We start from the raw sequence: 17,831 nt of genomic DNA on the forward strand, positions 1-17,831 counted from the left end.
CGAACGGGCCCATCATGCAGTCACACCTGCTGCGGCCAGAAGCTCGTCACGCTTGGCGATGGCGGCCTCGCGCTCTTCCGCGCGTTCGAAGGGGCAGGCAACGTTCGCGCCTTTCATCGCCGCGTCCAGCCGCTCGCGCGCTTTCGCAGTCATTTCGGGCAGCACTTCGGCGATGCCTTCCATGTCGTCCATCTTCGCCCAGCAATTGAGCACGACATCGCAGCCAGCCGCGATCGCGGCGGCAGAGCGTTCGGGGATCGTGCCCGAAAGGGCTTCCATGTCGATATCGTCGGTCATCAAGAGGCCGTCGAACCCGATGCGCCCACGAATGATGTTCTCGATCACCGTGGCCGACTGGGTGGCGGGGTGATCCGCGTCCCATGCCTCGAACACGACATGCGCGCTCATGGCCATGGGCGCATCTTTAAGCGTTTCGAACGGGGCGAGATCGGTGGCGAGTTCTTCCTCGCTCGCGCAGACTTTCGGCAGGTCCTTGTGACTGTCGCACAGCGCGCGGCCATGGCCGGGCATGTGCTTGACGATGCCGACCACGCCCGCATCGGCCAGCCCCTGAAGGCACGACCGCCCCAGCGCCGCGACGCGGGCCGGATCGTGACCATAGGCGCGGTCGCCGATCACGTCGTGCGCGCCTTCCTGCCGCACGTCGAGCAGCGGCAGCGCGTCCGACGAAACGCCCGCTTCGGCAAGATCCAGCCCGATGGCGCGGGCGTTGCAGCGCACAGCCTCCATCGCCGAGATCGGGGCGACGTCGTAAAGCCGGTCGAACACGCCCTGCGGCGGGTATTTCGGCCAGACGGGCGGCTTCATGCGCGTGACGCGGCCACCTTCCTGGTCGATCAGGATCAGCAGGTCATCGCGCCCATGCAGCGCGCGCAGTTCGTCGGTCAGCGCGCGCATCTGCGCAGCGCTCTCGCAGTTGCGGCCAAACAGGATGTACCCCGCCGGATCGCTAGCGCGAAAGAAGGCGCGCTCCGCGTCGGTCAGGGTCAGGCCGGACATGCCGAAAATCGATGGCGTCATAGATTCGCAAGGTTTGGCCAAGGCGCCGCCAAGCGCAAGGGGCAGAGCGCCATCATGCCCCGATTCACGTTCTACCTGAATGTGGCTGGCGGTCGGCTCTTACCGTTTTACCTGACACTCGATGCCGTTGCGGCGCATGTCGTCGCAGAGTGCAAACGCTCCGGCGGTGTTGGGCGCGACTGCCTGAAGGCGATAGACGATGCCGATGTCGGCGCGGCCCTGCACGATGCGGCGGTCGTAGTTCTTGAGCGGCTCGTAACGCTGGCGGATAAGATCCCAGCCCTTCCGCGCGTCCGCCTCCGTCGAATAGGCGCCGACCTGCACGGCCGTTCCCGTCAGCGGCGGTTCGGGCGTCGCGGTCGGTGTCGGAGTCGGGGGCGCCGAAGCGGTCGGCGTGGGCTCGGGCGTGGCGGTCGGCTCGGGCTGGGCAAGGCTTGCCTCGTTGTCGACGCCTTCGCCGACCTTGTAGGAGGTATCCCCGGTGCCCGCGACCTTGGTGCCGCCCGGATCGGCGGGACGCACCTTATAGGGTTCGTCGGGTGCCTCGATCAGCGAACCGTCACCTTCGGGCGGGCGGTTGAAATATTCGCGCGCGACGAAGATGGCCATCGCGGCCATGACCAGCAGCAGCGCGACGACCGCGGCAAACTTGCCGATGCGGGACCAGTCGAGCCCCTCGTCCAGATCCTCGTCCGCCGATTCGAGCCACGGCAGGCGCATTTCCGGCTCCTCCAAAGCGAGGCGGCCGTCCGCTTCTCCTGCCTGGCTATTCACGTGCGCGACCCCTTTAAAGCTGCTCCGCAGCCTCGACACCCAAGATGGCGAGACCGTTGCGGATCACCTGTCCGATACGCTCGGCCAGATAGAGCCGTGCGCCGGAAAGGTCGGCATTGTCGGCCACGACGAAACGCTTGTCGAGACGGTCGTTGCCGATGTTCCAGTAGGCGTGGAAAGCTGCCGCCAGATCGCCGAGGAAAAAGGCGATGCGGTGCGGTTCGCGGGCACGCGCCGCGGCCTCGACCTGGCGCGGGAACTGGGCCGCGACCTTGACGAGATCCATCTCTTCCTCGCCCAGCAGGTCGAGGTGATCGGCGCTGGGCGCAAAGCCTGCGTCCGCGCCCTTCTGCAAGGTCGAGCAGATGCGCGCGTGGGCGTATTGCACGTAGAAGACCGGGTTGTCCTTCGATGCCTCAACGACTTTCACGAAGTCGAAGTCCATCTGCGCCTCGGGCTTGCGGGTCAGCATCGTGAAACGCACAACGTCCTTGCCCACTTCATCGACCATGTCGGCGATCGTGATGAAGTTGCCCGAACGCTTCGACATCTTGGCCGGTTCGCCGTCGCGCAGAAGCTGCACCATCTGAACCAGCTTCACGTCGAAGGGCTTGGCCCCGCCTTCATCGCCCTCGGTCAGGGCGGCAACTGCGGCCTTGATGCGCTTGACCGTGCCGGCATGGTCCGCACCCCAGATGTCGATCAGCGCATCCGCGCCCTGCGCCTTCTGGTAGTGATAGGCGAGGTCGGCGCCGAAGTAGGTCCAGCTGCCGTCGCTCTTCTTGATCGGACGGTCCTGATCGTCGCCGAACTGGGTGGAGCGGAACAGCGGCAGTTCGACCGGTTCCCAGTCCTCGGGCGTCTTGCCCTTGGGCGCTTCGAGAATGCCGTCATAGACAAGGCCCTTCTCGCGCAGGAACGCCTCTGCCGCCTCGGGCTTGCCCGCGGCCTGAAGCTCCGCCTCGGACGAGAACAGGTCGTGACGGATGCCGAGCGTGGCAAGATCGTCGCGGATCATGTCCATCATCGCGGCAACCGCCTTGGTGCGGAACAGCGCGAGCCATTCGCTTTCAGGCTTGCCGACGTAGGCGTCGCCGAATTCCTCGGCCAGCGCCTTGCCGATCGGGATCAGGTAGTCGCCGGGATAGAAGCCTTCGGGAATCTCGACCGTCTCGCCCAGCGCCTCGCGGTAGCGCAAGTGGACCGAGCGGGCGAGCGTCTGGACCTGCGCGCCCGCGTCGTTGACGTAGTATTCCTTGACGACGGCGAAGCCAGCGAACTCCAGCAGGCCCGCCAGCGCATCGCCGACGACGGCGCCGCGGCAGTGGCCCATGTGCATCGGGCCGGTCGGGTTGGCCGAGACATATTCGACGTTGACCGTCTGCCCTGCGCCCATCGCGCTGCGGCCATAGGCATCGCCAAGCTCGGCAATCGCGGCAAGCTCGTCGCGCCACGCGCCACCCGCCAGCCGCATGTTGATGAAGCCGGGACCTGCGATCGTCGCCTCGCTCACTGCCGGGTGCGCCGAAAGCTCGGCCACCAGCGCCTCTGCCAGCGCGCGCGGATTGGTCTTTGCAGGCTTGGCCAGAACCATCGCCGCGTTCGTCGCAAGATCGCCATGCGAAGGATCGCGCGGCGGTTCGACCGCGACATTGGCGCGGTTGAGATCGGCAGGCAGCGTGCCAGCGGAAACGAGCGCATCGAGCGCGCTGTCGACGGCACGCGTCATCGCGCCGTGGATGGTCTTGGTCTCGGACTTAACGATATCGGTCATGGCCGCGCGCCTAGCCGAACATGGGGCCAAGTGGAAGGTGTGTTCGTGCGGAGCGCGGGAGGTGGGATTGTTAGTTTGATATGTCCGGGCACAAGGGCAGTGGCTCCGAGGATTTTTGTTTGGCCTCAAGCGCCGGGCGCGGGATTGTTTGTTAGCCTCAAGCGCCGGCGGGGCCATCCGGCCCCTTGGCTATCCTCGCATAAGCTCGGGCGCGCGTTCGCGCTTGCCGGTGTCGCTTCGCGCCCGGAACTGCGCCAGACCTAAAGGTAAGAACTGGATCGGGGCGCCGAAGGCGACTCCCGCAAGGCCGAACGGCCGCCGCCGCTTATGCGGCGAAGCCAAGCCGGGCGGATGCCCGGCGCCCGGCGTCTGAGGGACTAAAAAATCACCTAGTCGCGTTATACGCCAGCTGGTCCTGCGTCAGCTGGAAGCCGATCAGCATCTCGAACGTCGAGCGGGCGATCGCCGCCTTCACTTCGGGATCGGCCAGCGGGTCGAGTGCCGCGTCGATGTCGCCTGCCTTGCGCTTGCGCGTGATGCGTTCGCGCACGTCGGCGGGCAGCGTCGCAGCAGCCGCATCGACATAGGCACCGGCGCGGGCCGTGGTCGAGGCGCGGGTCTCGCCTGCTGCAAAGTCGAGGCGGACGGTGCCGACGCGCTTGGTCACGACGGCGGTGCCGCCCTGAAGCACGGTAACGAAATAGGGCAGTTCGACGCTGCGCGCAGCGCCTGCATCGCGGCGGGTACCCAGCACATCAAACGTCGCTTCGGAATAGACCTTCGCGCCGCTTTCGTCACACGCGGGGCGCACGTTGGTGATGACCGCCGTCACGTCGAGCGCGGATTGCGTCTTTGCGCCTGCCTGCGTGAACGTGGTCACGTCGCCGAGGTAATCGGGCACGCCGACCGCGGGGCAGAGCGAGCGGATCGCGGTGATGCCGACGCCCTGGTTGACGACGATGTCGCCTTCCGACTTGCAGGCCCCCAGCGAGGCGGCGGCAAGGGCCAGCGTGATCGCGGCGGCGGGGCGGATACGGAAAGTCATCGTCGGCAAGAACCCATCGTTGTGCAAATTGCGCGCCAGCCCTAGCCCGCACGAGCCGGTTGGGCAATGCGCTGCGGCAATCTGGCCACGATTGAAGCCGCGAACCTTTCTCCAGCATTTACCGCGCGCCTGAAATGGCCCTGCGCGCTTTACCTTGCCGCCCGACGGGAGCTAAAGGGGCTCGCAATGCCGAACCAAACCGTGACCCAGTCCGCCCCGCCTGCCAGCGACAAGCCGCTGCGCCTGCTGATCGCTGCCCCGCGCGGCTTCTGCGCCGGGGTCGACCGCGCGATCGAGATCGTGGAACGCGCGATCGATCGCTACGGCCCGCCGGTCTATGTCCGGCACGAGATCGTCCACAACCGCTTCGTGGTCGATTCGCTGAAGGCCAAGGGCGCGGTCTTCGTCGAGGAACTGGACGAAGTGCCCGATGGCGTCCCCGTCGTCTTTTCCGCGCACGGCGTTCCGAAATCGGTTCCGGCCAATGCCGAGGAACGCGGGCTCGACTATCTGGACGCGACCTGCCCGCTGGTCAGCAAGGTCCACCGCCAGGCCGAACGGCAGGTGGAGCATGACCGGCACATCCTGTTCATCGGCCACAAGGGTCACCCCGAAGTCATCGGCACGCTGGGACAGGTCCCCGAAGGCCGCATGACTCTGGTCGAAACGGTCGAGGACGTGGCGACGCTGGATTTCCCCGAAGGGACCGGCCTTGCCTATCTTTCGCAGACCACGCTTTCGGTCGACGATACCGCGCAGATCATCGAGGCGCTGACCCAGCGTTTCCCCGACATCGTCGCGCCCAAGGCAGAGGACATCTGCTATGCCACCAGCAACCGGCAGGCCGCGGTCAAGGCGATCGCGGGCGAGTGCCAGCTGGTCCTCGTCATCGGCGCGCCCAATTCCTCGAACTCGCTGCGACTGGTCGAAGTGGCCGAGCGCATGGGCTCTGTCGCCAAGCTGGTCCAGCGCGGGTCGGAGATCGAACCGGCATGGCTGGAAGGCGTCGACACCATCGGCCTTACCGCAGGGGCATCGGCGCCCGAAGTGCTGGTCCGCGAAGTGGTCGACAGGCTCGCCGCGCTGCGCCCGCTGACCGAAGAAGTGGTCCGCACCGCGCAGGAAAGGATCACGTTCAAGCTGCCCCGCCAGCTGCAGGACTGATTTCAGGTGGCCGTCTATACCCGCATCGGGGCCGAGGCGATGGACGCGCTGATCGCGCGCTTCGACGTCGGCACGCTAACCAGCGCCAAGGGCATCGCCGAAGGCGTTTCGAACAGCAACTGGATCATCGAGACGACCGGCAAGGATGGGGGCGGCAAGGACGGGAGCGGCGCACGTTTCATCCTGACGGTCTATGAAGAGCGGACCGAGGTCGGGGAGCTGCCCTTCTTCCTCAACCTGCTCGACCATCTATCCGCCGCCGGCTGTCCGGTGCCGCGCACGATCCACGACGTGGACGGCGCGCCTTTCCGCGAATTCGTGACCGATGACGGCGAGACCAAGCACCTCGCCCTGATCGAGTTCCTGCCCGGCGTATCCGCCGACAACCCGACTCCGGCGCAGGCCGAGGCCGTGGGCCGCGCGCTGGCGGGCATCCACCTAGCCGCGCTGGACTATCCGGCGCAGCGTAAGAACACGATGGGCCATGCCGCATGGCGCGGTTTTGTCGCCGATTGCCAAGGCCGCTGGGGCGAGATCGACGACGCGCTGGAAGGCGTGCCCGCAGCGGTCGAGGACGTGATCGCCCGCTGGCCGCGCGGATTGCCGCAATCGGTGATCCATGCCGACATGTTCCCCGACAATGTCCTGCTGGTCGGCGACAAGGTTTCGGGCCTCATCGACTTCTACTTCGCCTGCACCGGCCCCATGGTCTACGACGTCGCCGTGACTCACGCGGCGTGGAGCTTTTCCGGCGACGGCAAGCGGCACGACCGCGCGGTGGGCGATGCCATCCTGCGCGGATACGAGGCGGTGCGCCCGCTTTCGGACGAGGAGCGCGCCGCCCTTCCCATCATGGCGGAGGGCGCGGCGCTGCGCTTCCTTCTGACCCGCGCCTACGACTGGCTGTTCACGCCCGCCGACGCGCTGGTGACGAAGAAGGACCCGCTGGCGTTTCTGCGCCGCTACGACTTCTACAAGCGCGAGGGTGCAGGAGCGTTCGCGTGACCCGCATCGAGATCTATACCGACGGGGCCTGCAAGGGGAATCCCGGCCCCGGCGGCTGGGGCGCTCTGCTGCGCATGGGTGAGACCGAGCGCGAGATTTCGGGGTGCGAGAAGCACACGACCAACAACCGCATGGAACTGATGGCCGTGATCGAGGCGCTGCGCGCGCTGAAGCGCCCGTGCGAGATCGACCTGTTCACCGACAGCAAGTACGTGATCGACGGGATTACCAGCTGGGTGCACAGCTGGATCAGGCGCGGCTGGAAAACCGCTGCGAAAAAGCCGGTCATCAACGACGACCTGTGGCGCGACCTGCTGGAAGCATCGGCCCCGCACACGATCCGCTGGCACTGGGTGAAAGGCCACGCCGGTCACCCCGAGAACGAGCGTGTGGACGCCCTCGCCAGCGAGCAGGCGCTGCTGGCAAGCGCGTCCTGAAATTCAATTATTCGACCGTGGTGTCGACCACTTCGGCATTCGGGCCGTTCTTCAGGATCGATTCGATCGCGTTCTTGGCGCTGGCCTTCGAGGAATAGCCCTCGGTCCAGAACATGGTCTCGCTGTTATAGACGAAATAGGCGACGAACTCGCCTTTCTTGTTTTTACGGATTTCGAAACGATGCGCCATGTGCGGCCTCCCTTGTTGTGCGAGCGCCGAACCTAACGCGCCGAAAAGAGGGCGCAACCCCGTAGCTTAGTCGAACCTGCCCGGTGCGTATGGCGCGGGGTCGATACCGTCCGCGATCGGCGAAACCGCGCGGCCCAAAAGGAGCGAGGCGGCAAGCGCGGCGGCGGCAGGCGCGGTCTGGATGCCGAAACCGCCCTGCCCTGCGCACCAGAAAAAACCTTCGCATGCCGTATCGAAGCCATAGACCGGCAGCCGGTCGGGCGCGAAGCTGCGCAGGCCCGCCCACTTGCGCTCCACCGCCTCGACCTTCCAGTCTACCGCGTGTTCCATCCGGTCGATCGCGATGGCGATGTCGAGTTCCTCTGGCGCGGCATCGCAAGGCTCGCTCGGCGTCTCGTCATAGGGGGTGAGCCAGATGCGGCCGCTCTCGGGCTTGAAATAGAACTGTTCGTTGATGTCGAGCACCAGCGGCATGTCCGCAGGGACGGCAGGCGAAGTGCGAAGCTGCGCGACCGTGCGGCGCAGCGGCGTGATGCCCAGCGGTCGGGCTCCGGCGATCTGCGCGACCTCGTCGGCCCAGGCACCGGCGGCATTGACCATCGTGTCGCAGTTCAGCGTGCTGCCGTCAGCCAGCGAAAGCGTCCAGCGTTCGCCTTCACGCTCGGCCGACAGCAATCCTGCCCTTGTCAGGACCTGCGCACCGGCCTTCTTCGCCAGCGACAGATAATGGGCATGCAGGCCCGCAACGTCGATGTCCGAGCATTCCGGCTCCCACGAGGCGCAAGTCCATCCAGGCAGGAGGCCGGGCACCAGCGCCTCCATCGCCTCGCGCTCAAGCAATTCGATGCCAGCGCCGAGATCGGCGAAGTTGCGAACGAAAGCCTCGACCTTGTGGCGATCTTCCTCGCGTCCGATGTTGAGCGCGCCGCGCCGGCCGAGAAAGCCGTGCTCGCGAAGATAGGGCCCCGACGCGAAGGTCAGCGGGAATACGCCCGGCCCGCCATAAGTCTCTTCCCAGAATGCGGCGGAACGACCCGTGGCGTGATAGCCGGGGCGATCCTCCGCCTCCAGCAGGATGACACGCGCATGGGGCGCGACCATTGCGGCAAGGCTGGCGCCCGCCATCCCTGCTCCGACGATGGCGATATCGGCCTTGGCAGTCATCGGGGCAGTCATCGGGCATTCTCGTCGAAAAAGCGGGTTATCGCATCGAGCGCCCTGTCACGCACCGGATCGGCCTCGCGCAGGATCTCGTGCGCCGATTCGGGGCCGAACTCGAACAATTCGGCATCGGGCAGCAGTTTCGCCGCTTTGCGAATCGCGCGGGGCGAGACCAGCCGGTCGGCCGAGGTCGAAAGCAGCAGCACCGGCAGCGTCACTTTGGCCAGCGCATCGGGCGCCATGACCTTGCGCATCGAGATCACCGACTGCTCCAGCCAGCCCCAGCTTGCCGGTCCCATGACCAGCTCGGGCCGTATTTCACGCCACCAGCTCTCGTCCGCATAGCGCGTGGCATCGTGCGTCAGCAGGTGTTGCCTTCCCGCCGGAAGCGCGCCGGGCTTCTCGCTCCACTTCCACGCCGGGCGACGATGGTCGCCCATGCTGGCGCGCAGCCGCCCAAAGCCACGCAGCAGCCAGTAGGGCAGCGGCACGCCTGCAAAGCCCAGCATCGGCGCGACGAGCACGGCGGCGGCAGGATCGATTCTCTTTTCGGTCAGCGTGCGCAGGACGAGATGCCCGCCCATCGAATGCCCGACGATGACGCGCGGCTTTTCGTGAGTCGTTTCCCATTCCGCCCAGAAGGCGGCGAGATCGTCGACCCAGTGGGCGAAATCCTCGACATGGCCGGTCGTCTCGTCAAAGCCCAGCCGCCCGGACCCGGCCTGCCCGCGCCAGTCGAGTGCCGTGACTTTCCAGCCCTGGAGGTAGAAGTGCTGCAGCGTCTCGAGGTATTTTTCGTAGGCGTCGCCGCGGCCCGGCATGAACAGCAGCGATCCGCGATCGTGTCCTCCGCCGCCTGCTGGCCAGTCGATCCGGCGCAGCACGTGCCCATCGGGCGCTTCCCACGTCGATTCGGTTGCGGCGTCTGGAATGGCGCGGCGCGCGTCAGCAGGTGTCTGATTGGCAGGCGTGCCGGTCATCCCTGCGCGGCGACCTCAGGCGCAAGACCCTTCGGCTTGGTTACTGTTTGGTAAGCCATCCTGCCTAGACCGGCCCTCAGCAAGGTAAATTTTCTCAACGCAGCGAAGGGGCCGCAATGGACGCCGCACTGGTCACTTACGGACTGCTCGCCGGATTGGCAATCGCAGTGGTCTACGCCGCTTTCACCGACATTCGTTCGCGCCGCATCGCGAACCGGCTGACCTTTGCCGTCGCGGCGTTCGCACCTGTCTTCTGGTGGGCATCGGGCCTGTCGATCTGGCCGGGCGTCGCGGTGCAGGTCGCGCTGGCCGTCGGCATGTTCTTCTTCGGCGCGCTGATGTTCCGTTTCGGCCAGATGGGCGGCGGGGACGTAAAGCTGCTGACCGCGATCGCGCTGTGGCTGCCGCCGACCGCATTTTTCGTATTGATGCTGATGATTTGCATCGTGAACGGCGTGCTTACCGTGTTCATGATCAAGCGTCATCGCAAGGCCCAGCGCGCCGGTAAGGCACCGGAAAAGCTACAGATTCCCTACGGAGTTTCAGTGGCGCTGTGCATGCTTGCCCTGCTCGCCGTGCAGTACGGCGCGCAGGCTTCCGAAACGCTGACCACGAATTCCATGTGGTCTTGACCTGATTTTAACCATTGCCCGCGAGTCTGGCGGGACAACGCGGGTGAGCCGACAGAATCGCAAGGCCATCCATAGGGACATGACGAAGGGGCGACTTTAGCCATGGACAAGAAGAAGATGATATTGCTGGTTGTCGCGCTCGTCGTGGCGGTAGGTACCGCCCTGATGGCACGCTCCATGTTCGCAGGTAACGCGACCCCGACGGTCGCTGCCGCCACTGCCGAGCCGGAAGGCCCGCGCGTTCTTGTTGCAACCCGCAAGCTGCCGATCGGCACGATCATCACGGCCGATGCGCTGCAGTTCAAGCTGTGGCCCAAGGAAATGGTCCAGGACGCCTACTTCGTCGAAGGCAGCGCCGACATGAACCAGCTGCTCGGCACGGTTTCGCGCTTCCCCATCACGGCGGGCCAGCCCGTCACGCAGGGCGCGCTCGTCATGCCTGGTGACCGCGGTTTCCTTGCAGCGGCGCTTGGCCCCGGCATGCGCGCCGTCACAATCCCGGTTTCGGCCAAGACCGGCGTTGCCGGCTTCATCTTCCCGGGTGACCGCGTCGACCTTCTTCTGACGCAGGCCGTCGGCGGCCGCGGCCAGGAAGCGTTCTCGGCATCGGAAACGGTCCTGCGCAACCTGCGCGTCCTTGCCACCGACCAGCGCACCGACAGCAACATCGTGGACGGCAAGACGACTGTGACGAAGACCAGCCTCGTCACGATCGAAGCCACTCCGCGCATCGCCGAAAAGATCGCCGTCGCCCAGAAGCTGGGTGCCCTGAGCCTGGCCCTGCGCCCGCTCGCCGACACCCGCGCCGAACTCGACCGTGCCATCGCCCGTGGCGAAGTGGTCGTCCCCGATGGCGCCACGGCCGAGGAAGAGGAAGAAATCCTGCGCCTCGCCATGAACAAGCCGCAGGAAGGTCGCACGACCTACCAGACCGGCGGTGACGTCTCGCGCTTCCAGTCGCGCTTCAATGGCCCGGTCTCGAAGGCTCCGGCTGTCGCCATCGGCGGTGGCAAGTCCGACGGACCCGCCAACATGCCCAGCGGTCCGGTCGTCCGGATCAGCCGCGGCGCCGCCACCCAGGCCGTCACGGTCGCCCGCTAAGCCCACCCGAGAAGGACAAGCGGACCATGATCAAGAGCAATCATTCCCAGGGGGGAACCAAGATGAAACGCATGCTCGCCAGCATCGCCTTCGCCGCCACCGCACTGGCGCCCGTGGGCCTGGCCGGAACGGCCACCACTGCTACGGCCCAGACTGCCCGCCCGGCCAATGACATCGTCATTTCGATCGGACGCGGCCAGCTGGTCAACGTGAGTGGCCGGATGACCGACATCTTCATCGCCGACGAAAGCGTCGCCGATGTCCAGGTCAAGGCCACCAACCAGATCTACCTGTTCGGCAAGAAGGCCGGCGAGACCACGGTCTATGCCAGCGACTCGGCAGGCAACATCGTCTGGTCGGCCAACGTCCGCGTCGGCAACAACATCGACAGCATCGACCAGATGCTGGGCCTGGCGATGCCGGAAGCGAACATCACGACCGCGACGATGAACAACACGGTTCTTCTGACCGGCACCGTCGCCGCCCCCGAAGACGCCGCCGAGGCCGAACGCCTCGTCTCCGCCTTCGTCGGCGAAGGCACCAACGTCATCAGCCGCCTGCGCCTGACGACGCCTCTGCAGGTCAACCTGCGCGTCCGTTTCGCCGAAGTGAGCCGCTCGCTCGTCCGCGTGCTGAATGCCAGCGTCAACACCTACGACGGTACCGACGGCTTCAAGTTCGGCGTTGCGCAGGGCCGCGGTGACTTCCTGCCCGAGTGGACGGTCGGTTCCGGCCTGTTCACCGGCGGCTCGACCGCTGGCGGCTCGACCCTGATCGGTCAGGGCGCTGCCACCACCCTTGGCGGTGTCGGCAAGTTCCTCGGCCTCGACCTTGCAGGCGCACTCGACGTCGGCGAGACCGAAGGCCTCGTCACCACGATCACCGAACCGAACCTGACCGCCCTTTCGGGTGAGACGGCCGACTTCCTGGCGGGCGGCGAATACCCGATCCCGATCAGCAGCGGCCTCGGTTCGACCGCGATCGAGTACAAGAAGTACGGCGTCAGCCTCTCGTACACTCCGACGGTGCTTGCCAATGGCCGCATTTCGGTCCGTGTCCGTCCGGAAGTTTCGGAACTGTCGAGCTCGGGCGCCATCACGCTTGGCGACGTGCAGGTCCCGGCCCTTACCGTGCGCCGCGCGGAAACGACGATCGAGCTCGGCTCCGGTCAGAGCTTCATGATCGCCGGCCTGCTGCAGAACTTCAACAACTCGACGATCGACAAGACCCCGGGCCTTGGTGACATCCCGATCCTGGGCAACCTGTTCCGCTCCAACTCGTTCCGCAAGGGCGAGACCGAGCTGGTCATCGTCGTGACGCCGTACCTGGTGAAGCCGGTCGACGCGAAGGACATCGTCCTCCCGACCGACGGCTACTCCACCCCCGGCGAGATCGAGCGCCTGCTGCTTAACAAGTGGAGCAAGGACACAGGGATCAAGCGCCCGATGCCCACTGCCGTCGACACGCAGGTAAGCCCCGGCATCAGCGCCGCTTCGCCCGCACCGGCCACGCCGTCGAACCAGCCGGTTCGCAGCGCCGATGCGACCGGTTCGAACCCCGGGTTCTCGTTCTGATTTGCCGAGGAGCAAGGTAGATGACCATGAACACCACACATAAGACCGCCCGGCTCCGGCAGATCCGCCCGGTTACGCTGGCTATCGTTGCCGCTCTCGGCCTCTCGGGCTGTGCCGGCGGGGTAGCGACCAACCAGTCGCTCTACTCGCTGAACCAGCCGGTCGTATCGCGCACCAACTACGTCTTCGACGTACAGACGAGCGCCTCGGGCGTCCCGTCGAGCGAGGAACGTCGCCTGACCGACTGGTTCGAGGCTCTCGACCTGGGCTATGGCGACAAGATCTCGCTGGACTCCAGCATGATTTCGATCGCGGCCCGCGACGACCTGAAATCGATCGCCAGCCGTGAAGGCTTCATCATGTCCGATGGTGCACCTGTCACCGAAGGTGCAGTCGGTGCCGGCATGGCCCGTGTCGTCGTGACCCGTTCGGTCGCGTCGGTCCCGAACTGCCCGAACTGGTCGGCCAATTCGGACTCCAACCCCAACAACGCGACCAGCCCCGGTTATGGCTGCTCGATCAACGGCAACCTCGCGGCGATGATCGCCGATCCCGAGGACCTGCTGCGTGGTCAGCGCGGCTCCGGCGAGACGGTCGTGATGAGCTCGACCAAGGCGATCGAAGCTTATCGTGATGCTCCGACTACCGGTCAGGGCAACACGGTTAGCGAAGTTTCGTCCGACGAATAAGGCAGGAGGATAGTACGATGAATGCTCCCTGGAATCCCGGATCGGGCTCTGACCGTGACGCCTTCGCCGCCTTCGTTTGCGACGAAGCCACCATCGACGTCGTGCGCAACACTGCGTCCGAACTCGGTATGCCGCATGAAAAGTGCCACAAGGGCGGTCTGCGCAACGCGGTCCAGACCCTGTCGGTCTCGGCAAGCCCGTCGATCCTTCTGGTCGACCTGTCGGAATGCGGCGACCCGCTGAGCGATATCAACGCGCTTGCCGAAGTCTGCGAGCCGGGGACCGTCGTTCTCGCCGTAGGCCAGGTCAACGACGTTCGCCTATATCGCGATCTCGTTGCCAGTGGCATTCAGGACTACCTGATCAAGCCGCTGACCGAGGAAATGCTGCGCGATGCGCTGATCCAGGCGCAGACCTCGTTCTCCGCCCCCCGCGCATCGAGCGACAACAAGGCGGCACGCGACCACGTAATGACCGCAGTTGTCGGCACGCGTGGCGGCGTTGGCGCCTCGACCATCGCGACCTCGCTGGCATGGATGTTCTCGACCGAACACAAGCTGCCGACCGCCCTCCTGGACCTCGACGTCCACTTCGGCACCGGCGCGCTGACGATGGATCTGGAACCGGGCCGCGGCCTGACCGACGCCATCGACAATCCCAGCCGCATCGACGGCCTGTTCATCGAACGCGCGATGGTTCGTGCCAACGACCATCTCTCGGTGCTCTCGGCAGAGGCTCCGATCCACACGCCGCTGATGACCGACGGTTCGGCCTTCGTGCAGCTTGAGGACGAGTTCCGCCAGGCCTTCGACATGACCGTCGTCGACCTGCCGCGCAACATGTTGATCAACTTCCCGCACATCCTGAACGGGGCCGATGTCTTTGTCCTCGCGACGGAACTGACGCTGGCCTCGGCCCGCGATGCGATCCGCATCCTGTCGTGGGTGTCGAGCCATGCCGAACACATGCGCCCGATCATCGTCGCCAACCGCGTCGCACAGGGCGCTGGCGAGATCAGCCGTGCAGACTTCGAAGCCTCGATCGAACGCAAGATCGACTACGTGATCCCGGCCGACGTGAAGGCCGCCGTTCACGCAGCCAAGCTTGGCCAGGTCTTCGTGGAAGCCAACCGTTCGAGCAAGGCCACCACGGCCCTGCGCGATCTGGGCAAGTCCATCGCCGCACAGGGCACCGATGCCCCGGCCGCGAAGGGCGAGGCCAAGGGTTCGCTGATGGAGAAGTTCAACCTGGGCTCGATGCTTGGATCCAAGCAGAAGGCCTGAGGCTTCGAACCAGCTGACCGAACCGACGTATAAGTAGAGTTGTAAGGACCAGGACGATGGACATCGCGCAAATCGGCGTAATCACCCTTGGCTTGTTCGCGATCATGTTCATCGCCTACGTCCTGCTTTACGGCTCGGCTGCCAACCGCACGCAAAACCGCCGCCTTCAGCAGATGCGCCTGCGCCACTCGCAGAACGGCGAGGCCAAGGTCGAGGCGCAGTTCAAAAAGGCGATCGCGGCGCGCCGGATCAAGCCTCATGCCACGGCAGGTGCCGATTCCCGCATCGCGGCGCTTGCCCTGCGTCTTGAGCGTACGGGCAAAGACTGGTCGGTCCAGCAGTACCTCTACGTTTCTGCCGGTATCGCCTTGTTCGTGACGCTGGTGATCATGCTGAAGTTCGGTGCACCGCTGCTCGGCCTCGCCGTCGGCGCGGCGCTGGGCGCGGGCATTCCGCACCTTGCGGTAAAGTACCTGATCTCCAAGCGCACCAATGCATTCAACTCGAAGTTTCCTGACGCGATCGAACTGCTGGTCCGCGGCCTGCGTTCGGGCCTTCCGGTGACCGAGACGCTCGGCGTCGTCGCCAAGGAAGTCCCCGGCCCCGTTGGCGAGGAATTCCAGGACGTCGTCGACAAGGTGAAAGTCGGCAAGACGCTGGACGATGCCATGCAGGACACGGCTGACAAGCTCGACCTGCCTGAATTCAAGTTCTTCTGCATCTCCCTCGCCATTCAACGCGAGACCGGTGGTAACCTTGCAGAGACGCTGTCGAACCTTGCCGAAGTGCTGCGCAAGCGTGCGCAGATGAAGCTCAAGATCAAGGCGATGAGCTCGGAAGCCAAGGCCTCGGCCTACATCGTCGGCGCCCTGCCCTTCATCGTGTTCACGCTCGTCTACATGCTGAACCCGGAATACCTGGGCGGCTTCTTCACCGACGACCGCCTGATCGTCGCCGGCCTCGGCGCGATGGTCTGGATGAGCATCGGTGCGTTCATCATGTACAAAATGGTCAGCTTCGAAGTCTGATCGGGAAAGGCACGAACAATGGTCAACAACCCCGCCGGTCCCACGCTCCTCGGTTTCGACGTCATCTTCGTCGGCACCGTGCTAGCAGGCGTCGCTGCCCTTGCCATGATGATGGCCGTCTATGCCGCGGTTACCGTCCGCGACCCGATGGCAAAGCGCGTGAAGTCGCTCAACGCCCGCCGCGAAGATTTGAAGGCAGGCCTGATGGGCACGGTCAACGTGCGCCGCTCGATCCGCCGCAAGACCGATGTCACGAACAAGATCCGCGACGTCCTCGGCTCGCTCAAGATGCTGCAGGATTCGCAGATCAAGGACATCGAGCAGAAGCTGATGCAGGCCGGTATCCGCCGCAAGGAACTGGCCTATGTCGTGGTCGCGGCGCGTCCTATTCTGATGATCGTATTCGGCCTTGTAGGTGCAATGGTCTGCTACTGGTCGGACATGTTCCCCGAATGGGGCTCGCTGCGCCGCTTCATGACGTTCGCGGGCATCCTGATCTTCGGTTACAAGGCGCCGGACATCTACCTGAAGAACCTGATTACCAAGCGTACCGACGCGATTCGCAAGGGCCTTCCCGATGCGCTCGACCTGCTGGTGATCTGCGCCGAGGCCGGCCTTACCGTCGACAGCGCCTTCGGCCGCGTCGCCAAGGAACTGGGCCGCGCCTATCCGGAACTCTCGGACGAATTCGCGCTGACCTCGATCGAACTGTCGTTCCTGTCCGAACGCAAGCAGGCCTTCGACAACCTGGCCTACCGCGTCGACCTGGAAGCGGTGAAGGGCGTGACCACCACGATGGTCCAGACCGAACGCTACGGTACCCCGCTGTCGAGCGCGCTTCGCGTGCTGTCTGCGGAATTCCGCAACGAACGCATGATGCGTGCCGAGGAAAAGGCAGCCCGCCTTCCCGCCATCATGACCGTTCCGCTGATCATGTTCATCCTGCCCGTGCTGTTTGTCGTGATCCTTGGCCCTGCGGCCTGCTCGATCTCAGACGCCCTGCTGGGCGGCAACAATCCGGCCACAAAGTAAGGCAAGGGGTTTCAGAAACCGACAAAGGCGAAGGGCGCCGGGCTAACAAAAGCCCGGCGCCCTTTCCATTTGCCTGAATGAAACGCTGAAAAGCCCGCGTCAGCTGATATCGGTATCGCGGACCTGTGCGAAAAGCTTGTCGAGGATTTTCCGCAAGTTGCGCTGCTCCGCTGCGGTCAGGCATTCGAGCAGACGCTCTTCCATGCCCATCGCCAGCGGCATGATCTGGCCATGCATCTCGCGGCCCGAAGCCGTCAGTTCCAGCAGGTGCGAACGTCCGTCGCTGTCGTTGGGCCGCCTTTCGACGAGCCCGCGATCGACCAGCACCTTGCAGGCGCGGTTGACGGCAACCTTGTCCATGAAAGTCGCCCCGACCAGCTGACGCTGAGTCAGCGAGCCGACATCGCCCAGAACGGCCATGACTCGCCATTCGGGAACGTTCACCCCGAAACGCGCGCGATATTCCACCGCAATGCGGTTGCTGACCGCATTCGAGGTTACCGAAAGGCGGTACGGAAGGAAGTCGGCAAGGCGGGTGTTCTGACTCGTCATTACAGCGTTGTTACCTAATCATGCGGCAATCACAAAGCTATCGTTACATCTGGAATGCCGTGTGTCCAATCTGCAACTGATCATTACACGAGCAACCAGATAGCAATATGCGATCGAAAGCGGTGCGCGCAACGATAGCCAGATCAAGTCTCATTGGTCACTATCTTCCCCTCTTCATGGGGCGCGCCACCACCGCACAAACCACCGGAATCTGCGAATTTCCGGTTCACATCGCCATTTCGGGACTTGACCGCCTCTTAGTTTTACGAGCGAGGGCCGACCGTGAATCGGGATTTGTGGTGTTCATGCAACACCGGCCATTAAAACGGTTCAAGTGATACTATCTGCTTTTGCATTGCACCCATCGAT

18 protein-coding genes are annotated in these 17,831 nt (G+C 64.8%); 10 read left to right on the top strand and 8 right to left on the bottom strand.

Going from position 1 to position 17,831, the window contains the following annotated elements:
- Window positions 1–12: 12 nt before the first annotated feature.
- From nagZ to KIH45_RS05495, 4 genes are all read right to left on the bottom strand, one after another.
- Complete coding sequence (gene nagZ, locus KIH45_RS05480; RefSeq protein WP_213174999.1) at window positions 13–1,041, bottom strand: beta-N-acetylhexosaminidase; 1,029 nt, start codon at window positions 1,039–1,041, stop codon at window positions 13–15.
- 99 nt (window positions 1,042–1,140) lie between these two features.
- The gene (locus tag KIH45_RS05485) at window positions 1,141–1,815 is read right to left on the bottom strand and encodes an SPOR domain-containing protein (RefSeq protein WP_213175000.1); all 675 of its coding nucleotides are present in this window, start codon (window positions 1,813–1,815) and stop codon (window positions 1,141–1,143) included.
- 13 nt (window positions 1,816–1,828) lie between these two features.
- Entirely contained in the window at window positions 1,829–3,589 is a 1,761-nt protein-coding gene (gene argS / locus KIH45_RS05490; RefSeq protein ID WP_213175001.1) for an arginine--tRNA ligase, read from the bottom strand.
- 385 nt (window positions 3,590–3,974) lie between these two features.
- The gene (locus KIH45_RS05495; protein WP_066766349.1) at window positions 3,975–4,634 is read right to left on the bottom strand and encodes a hypothetical protein; all 660 of its coding nucleotides are present in this window, start codon (window positions 4,632–4,634) and stop codon (window positions 3,975–3,977) included.
- 186 nt (window positions 4,635–4,820) lie between these two features.
- On the opposite strand from KIH45_RS05495, the gene ispH reads away from it, so the two are divergent.
- Genes ispH through rnhA form a run of 3 tightly spaced genes read left to right on the top strand, consistent with a single transcriptional unit; the run spans window position 4,821 to window position 7,240 of the window.
- The gene (gene ispH / locus KIH45_RS05500) at window positions 4,821–5,798 is read left to right on the top strand and encodes a 4-hydroxy-3-methylbut-2-enyl diphosphate reductase (RefSeq protein ID WP_213175002.1); all 978 of its coding nucleotides are present in this window, start codon (window positions 4,821–4,823) and stop codon (window positions 5,796–5,798) included.
- Between the two features lie 6 nt (window positions 5,799–5,804).
- Window positions 5,805–6,803 carry a homoserine kinase gene (thrB, locus tag KIH45_RS05505; protein ID WP_213175003.1) on the top strand — a complete coding sequence of 333 codons (999 nt, stop codon included), beginning with the start codon at window positions 5,805–5,807 and terminating at the stop codon, window positions 6,801–6,803.
- Window positions 6,800–7,240 (top strand): ribonuclease HI, encoded by a 441-nt coding sequence (rnhA, locus tag KIH45_RS05510; RefSeq protein ID WP_213175004.1) that lies wholly within the window; start codon window positions 6,800–6,802, stop codon window positions 7,238–7,240. Before thrB ends, rnhA begins: the two co-directional genes overlap by 4 nt.
- Before the next feature lie 7 nt (window positions 7,241–7,247).
- Here rnhA and KIH45_RS05515 read toward each other — a convergent pair whose 3' ends face one another.
- From KIH45_RS05515 to KIH45_RS05525, 3 genes are all read right to left on the bottom strand, one after another.
- Complete coding sequence (locus tag KIH45_RS05515; protein WP_066766357.1) at window positions 7,248–7,430, bottom strand: YegP family protein; 183 nt, start codon at window positions 7,428–7,430, stop codon at window positions 7,248–7,250.
- A gap of 66 nt (window positions 7,431–7,496) precedes the next feature.
- A complete protein-coding gene (locus tag KIH45_RS05520; RefSeq protein ID WP_225899687.1) occupies window positions 7,497–8,606 on the bottom strand; it encodes an NAD(P)/FAD-dependent oxidoreductase in 1,110 nt (369 codons plus the stop codon).
- Complete coding sequence (locus KIH45_RS05525) at window positions 8,603–9,571, bottom strand: alpha/beta fold hydrolase (protein ID WP_213175005.1); 969 nt, start codon at window positions 9,569–9,571, stop codon at window positions 8,603–8,605. Before KIH45_RS05525 ends, KIH45_RS05520 begins: the two co-directional genes overlap by 4 nt.
- A gap of 116 nt (window positions 9,572–9,687) precedes the next feature.
- On the opposite strand from KIH45_RS05525, the gene KIH45_RS05530 reads away from it, so the two are divergent.
- The 7 genes from KIH45_RS05530 to KIH45_RS05560 all read left to right on the top strand — a co-directional run bounded on the left by KIH45_RS05530 (window position 9,688) and on the right by KIH45_RS05560 (window position 16,910).
- Window positions 9,688–10,203, top strand: coding sequence for an A24 family peptidase (locus KIH45_RS05530; RefSeq protein ID WP_213175006.1), 516 nt, complete (start codon window positions 9,688–9,690; stop codon window positions 10,201–10,203).
- Between the two features lie 102 nt (window positions 10,204–10,305).
- A complete protein-coding gene (gene cpaB, locus KIH45_RS05535; protein WP_213175007.1) occupies window positions 10,306–11,304 on the top strand; it encodes a Flp pilus assembly protein CpaB in 999 nt (332 codons plus the stop codon).
- A 62-nt stretch (window positions 11,305–11,366) separates the two neighbouring features.
- On the top strand, window positions 11,367–12,878 hold the full coding sequence (locus tag KIH45_RS05540) for a type II and III secretion system protein family protein (RefSeq protein WP_213175008.1): 1,512 nt from the start codon (window positions 11,367–11,369) through the stop codon (window positions 12,876–12,878).
- Between the two features lie 26 nt (window positions 12,879–12,904).
- Window positions 12,905–13,567 (top strand): CpaD family pilus assembly protein, encoded by a 663-nt coding sequence (locus tag KIH45_RS05545; protein WP_213175009.1) that lies wholly within the window; start codon window positions 12,905–12,907, stop codon window positions 13,565–13,567.
- Window positions 13,568–13,584: 17 nt separating this feature from the next.
- Window positions 13,585–14,850, top strand: coding sequence for a pilus assembly protein CpaE (locus tag KIH45_RS05550; RefSeq protein WP_213175010.1), 1,266 nt, complete (start codon window positions 13,585–13,587; stop codon window positions 14,848–14,850).
- 56 nt (window positions 14,851–14,906) lie between these two features.
- Window positions 14,907–15,878: a type II secretion system F family protein gene (locus KIH45_RS05555; protein WP_213175011.1), complete on the top strand. Its 972-nt coding sequence runs from the start codon at window positions 14,907–14,909 to the stop codon at window positions 15,876–15,878.
- 18 nt (window positions 15,879–15,896) lie between these two features.
- The gene (locus tag KIH45_RS05560) at window positions 15,897–16,910 is read left to right on the top strand and encodes a type II secretion system F family protein (protein WP_213175012.1); all 1,014 of its coding nucleotides are present in this window, start codon (window positions 15,897–15,899) and stop codon (window positions 16,908–16,910) included.
- A 99-nt stretch (window positions 16,911–17,009) separates the two neighbouring features.
- Here the strand turns inward: KIH45_RS05560 and KIH45_RS05565 are convergent, their stop codons facing one another.
- Window positions 17,010–17,462, bottom strand: coding sequence for a MarR family winged helix-turn-helix transcriptional regulator (locus KIH45_RS05565; RefSeq protein WP_213175013.1), 453 nt, complete (start codon window positions 17,460–17,462; stop codon window positions 17,010–17,012).
- Between the last annotated feature and the right edge of the window lie 369 nt (window positions 17,463–17,831).

Source organism: Croceicoccus gelatinilyticus, assembly GCF_018398395.1.
In the GTDB taxonomy this organism is placed as follows: Bacteria; Pseudomonadota; Alphaproteobacteria; order Sphingomonadales; family Sphingomonadaceae; genus Croceicoccus; species Croceicoccus gelatinilyticus.

Excerpts from the sequence above, each read along its gene's own strand:
- KIH45_RS05550 (WP_213175010.1), top strand. The coding sequence starts at position 13,585 with ATGAATGCTCCCTGGAATCCCGGATCGGGCTCTGACCGTGACGCCTTC.
- argS (WP_213175001.1), bottom strand. The coding sequence starts at position 3,589 with ATGACCGATATCGTTAAGTCCGAGACCAAGACCATCCACGGCGCGATG.
- KIH45_RS05565 (WP_213175013.1), bottom strand. The coding sequence starts at position 17,462 with ATGACGAGTCAGAACACCCGCCTTGCCGACTTCCTTCCGTACCGCCTT.
- nagZ (WP_213174999.1), bottom strand. The coding sequence starts at position 1,041 with ATGACGCCATCGATTTTCGGCATGTCCGGCCTGACCCTGACCGACGCG.
- KIH45_RS05515 (WP_066766357.1), bottom strand. The coding sequence starts at position 7,430 with ATGGCGCATCGTTTCGAAATCCGTAAAAACAAGAAAGGCGAGTTCGTC.
- KIH45_RS05540 (WP_213175008.1), top strand. The coding sequence starts at position 11,367 with ATGAAACGCATGCTCGCCAGCATCGCCTTCGCCGCCACCGCACTGGCG.
- KIH45_RS05495 (WP_066766349.1), bottom strand. The coding sequence starts at position 4,634 with ATGACTTTCCGTATCCGCCCCGCCGCCGCGATCACGCTGGCCCTTGCC.
- KIH45_RS05560 (WP_213175012.1), top strand. The coding sequence starts at position 15,897 with ATGGTCAACAACCCCGCCGGTCCCACGCTCCTCGGTTTCGACGTCATC.
- ispH (WP_213175002.1), top strand. The coding sequence starts at position 4,821 with ATGCCGAACCAAACCGTGACCCAGTCCGCCCCGCCTGCCAGCGACAAG.
- cpaB (WP_213175007.1), top strand. The coding sequence starts at position 10,306 with ATGGACAAGAAGAAGATGATATTGCTGGTTGTCGCGCTCGTCGTGGCG.
- KIH45_RS05555 (WP_213175011.1), top strand. The coding sequence starts at position 14,907 with ATGGACATCGCGCAAATCGGCGTAATCACCCTTGGCTTGTTCGCGATC.
- KIH45_RS05520 (WP_225899687.1), bottom strand. The coding sequence starts at position 8,606 with ATGACTGCCCCGATGACTGCCAAGGCCGATATCGCCATCGTCGGAGCA.
- KIH45_RS05525 (WP_213175005.1), bottom strand. The coding sequence starts at position 9,571 with ATGACCGGCACGCCTGCCAATCAGACACCTGCTGACGCGCGCCGCGCC.
- KIH45_RS05545 (WP_213175009.1), top strand. The coding sequence starts at position 12,905 with ATGAACACCACACATAAGACCGCCCGGCTCCGGCAGATCCGCCCGGTT.
- KIH45_RS05530 (WP_213175006.1), top strand. The coding sequence starts at position 9,688 with ATGGACGCCGCACTGGTCACTTACGGACTGCTCGCCGGATTGGCAATC.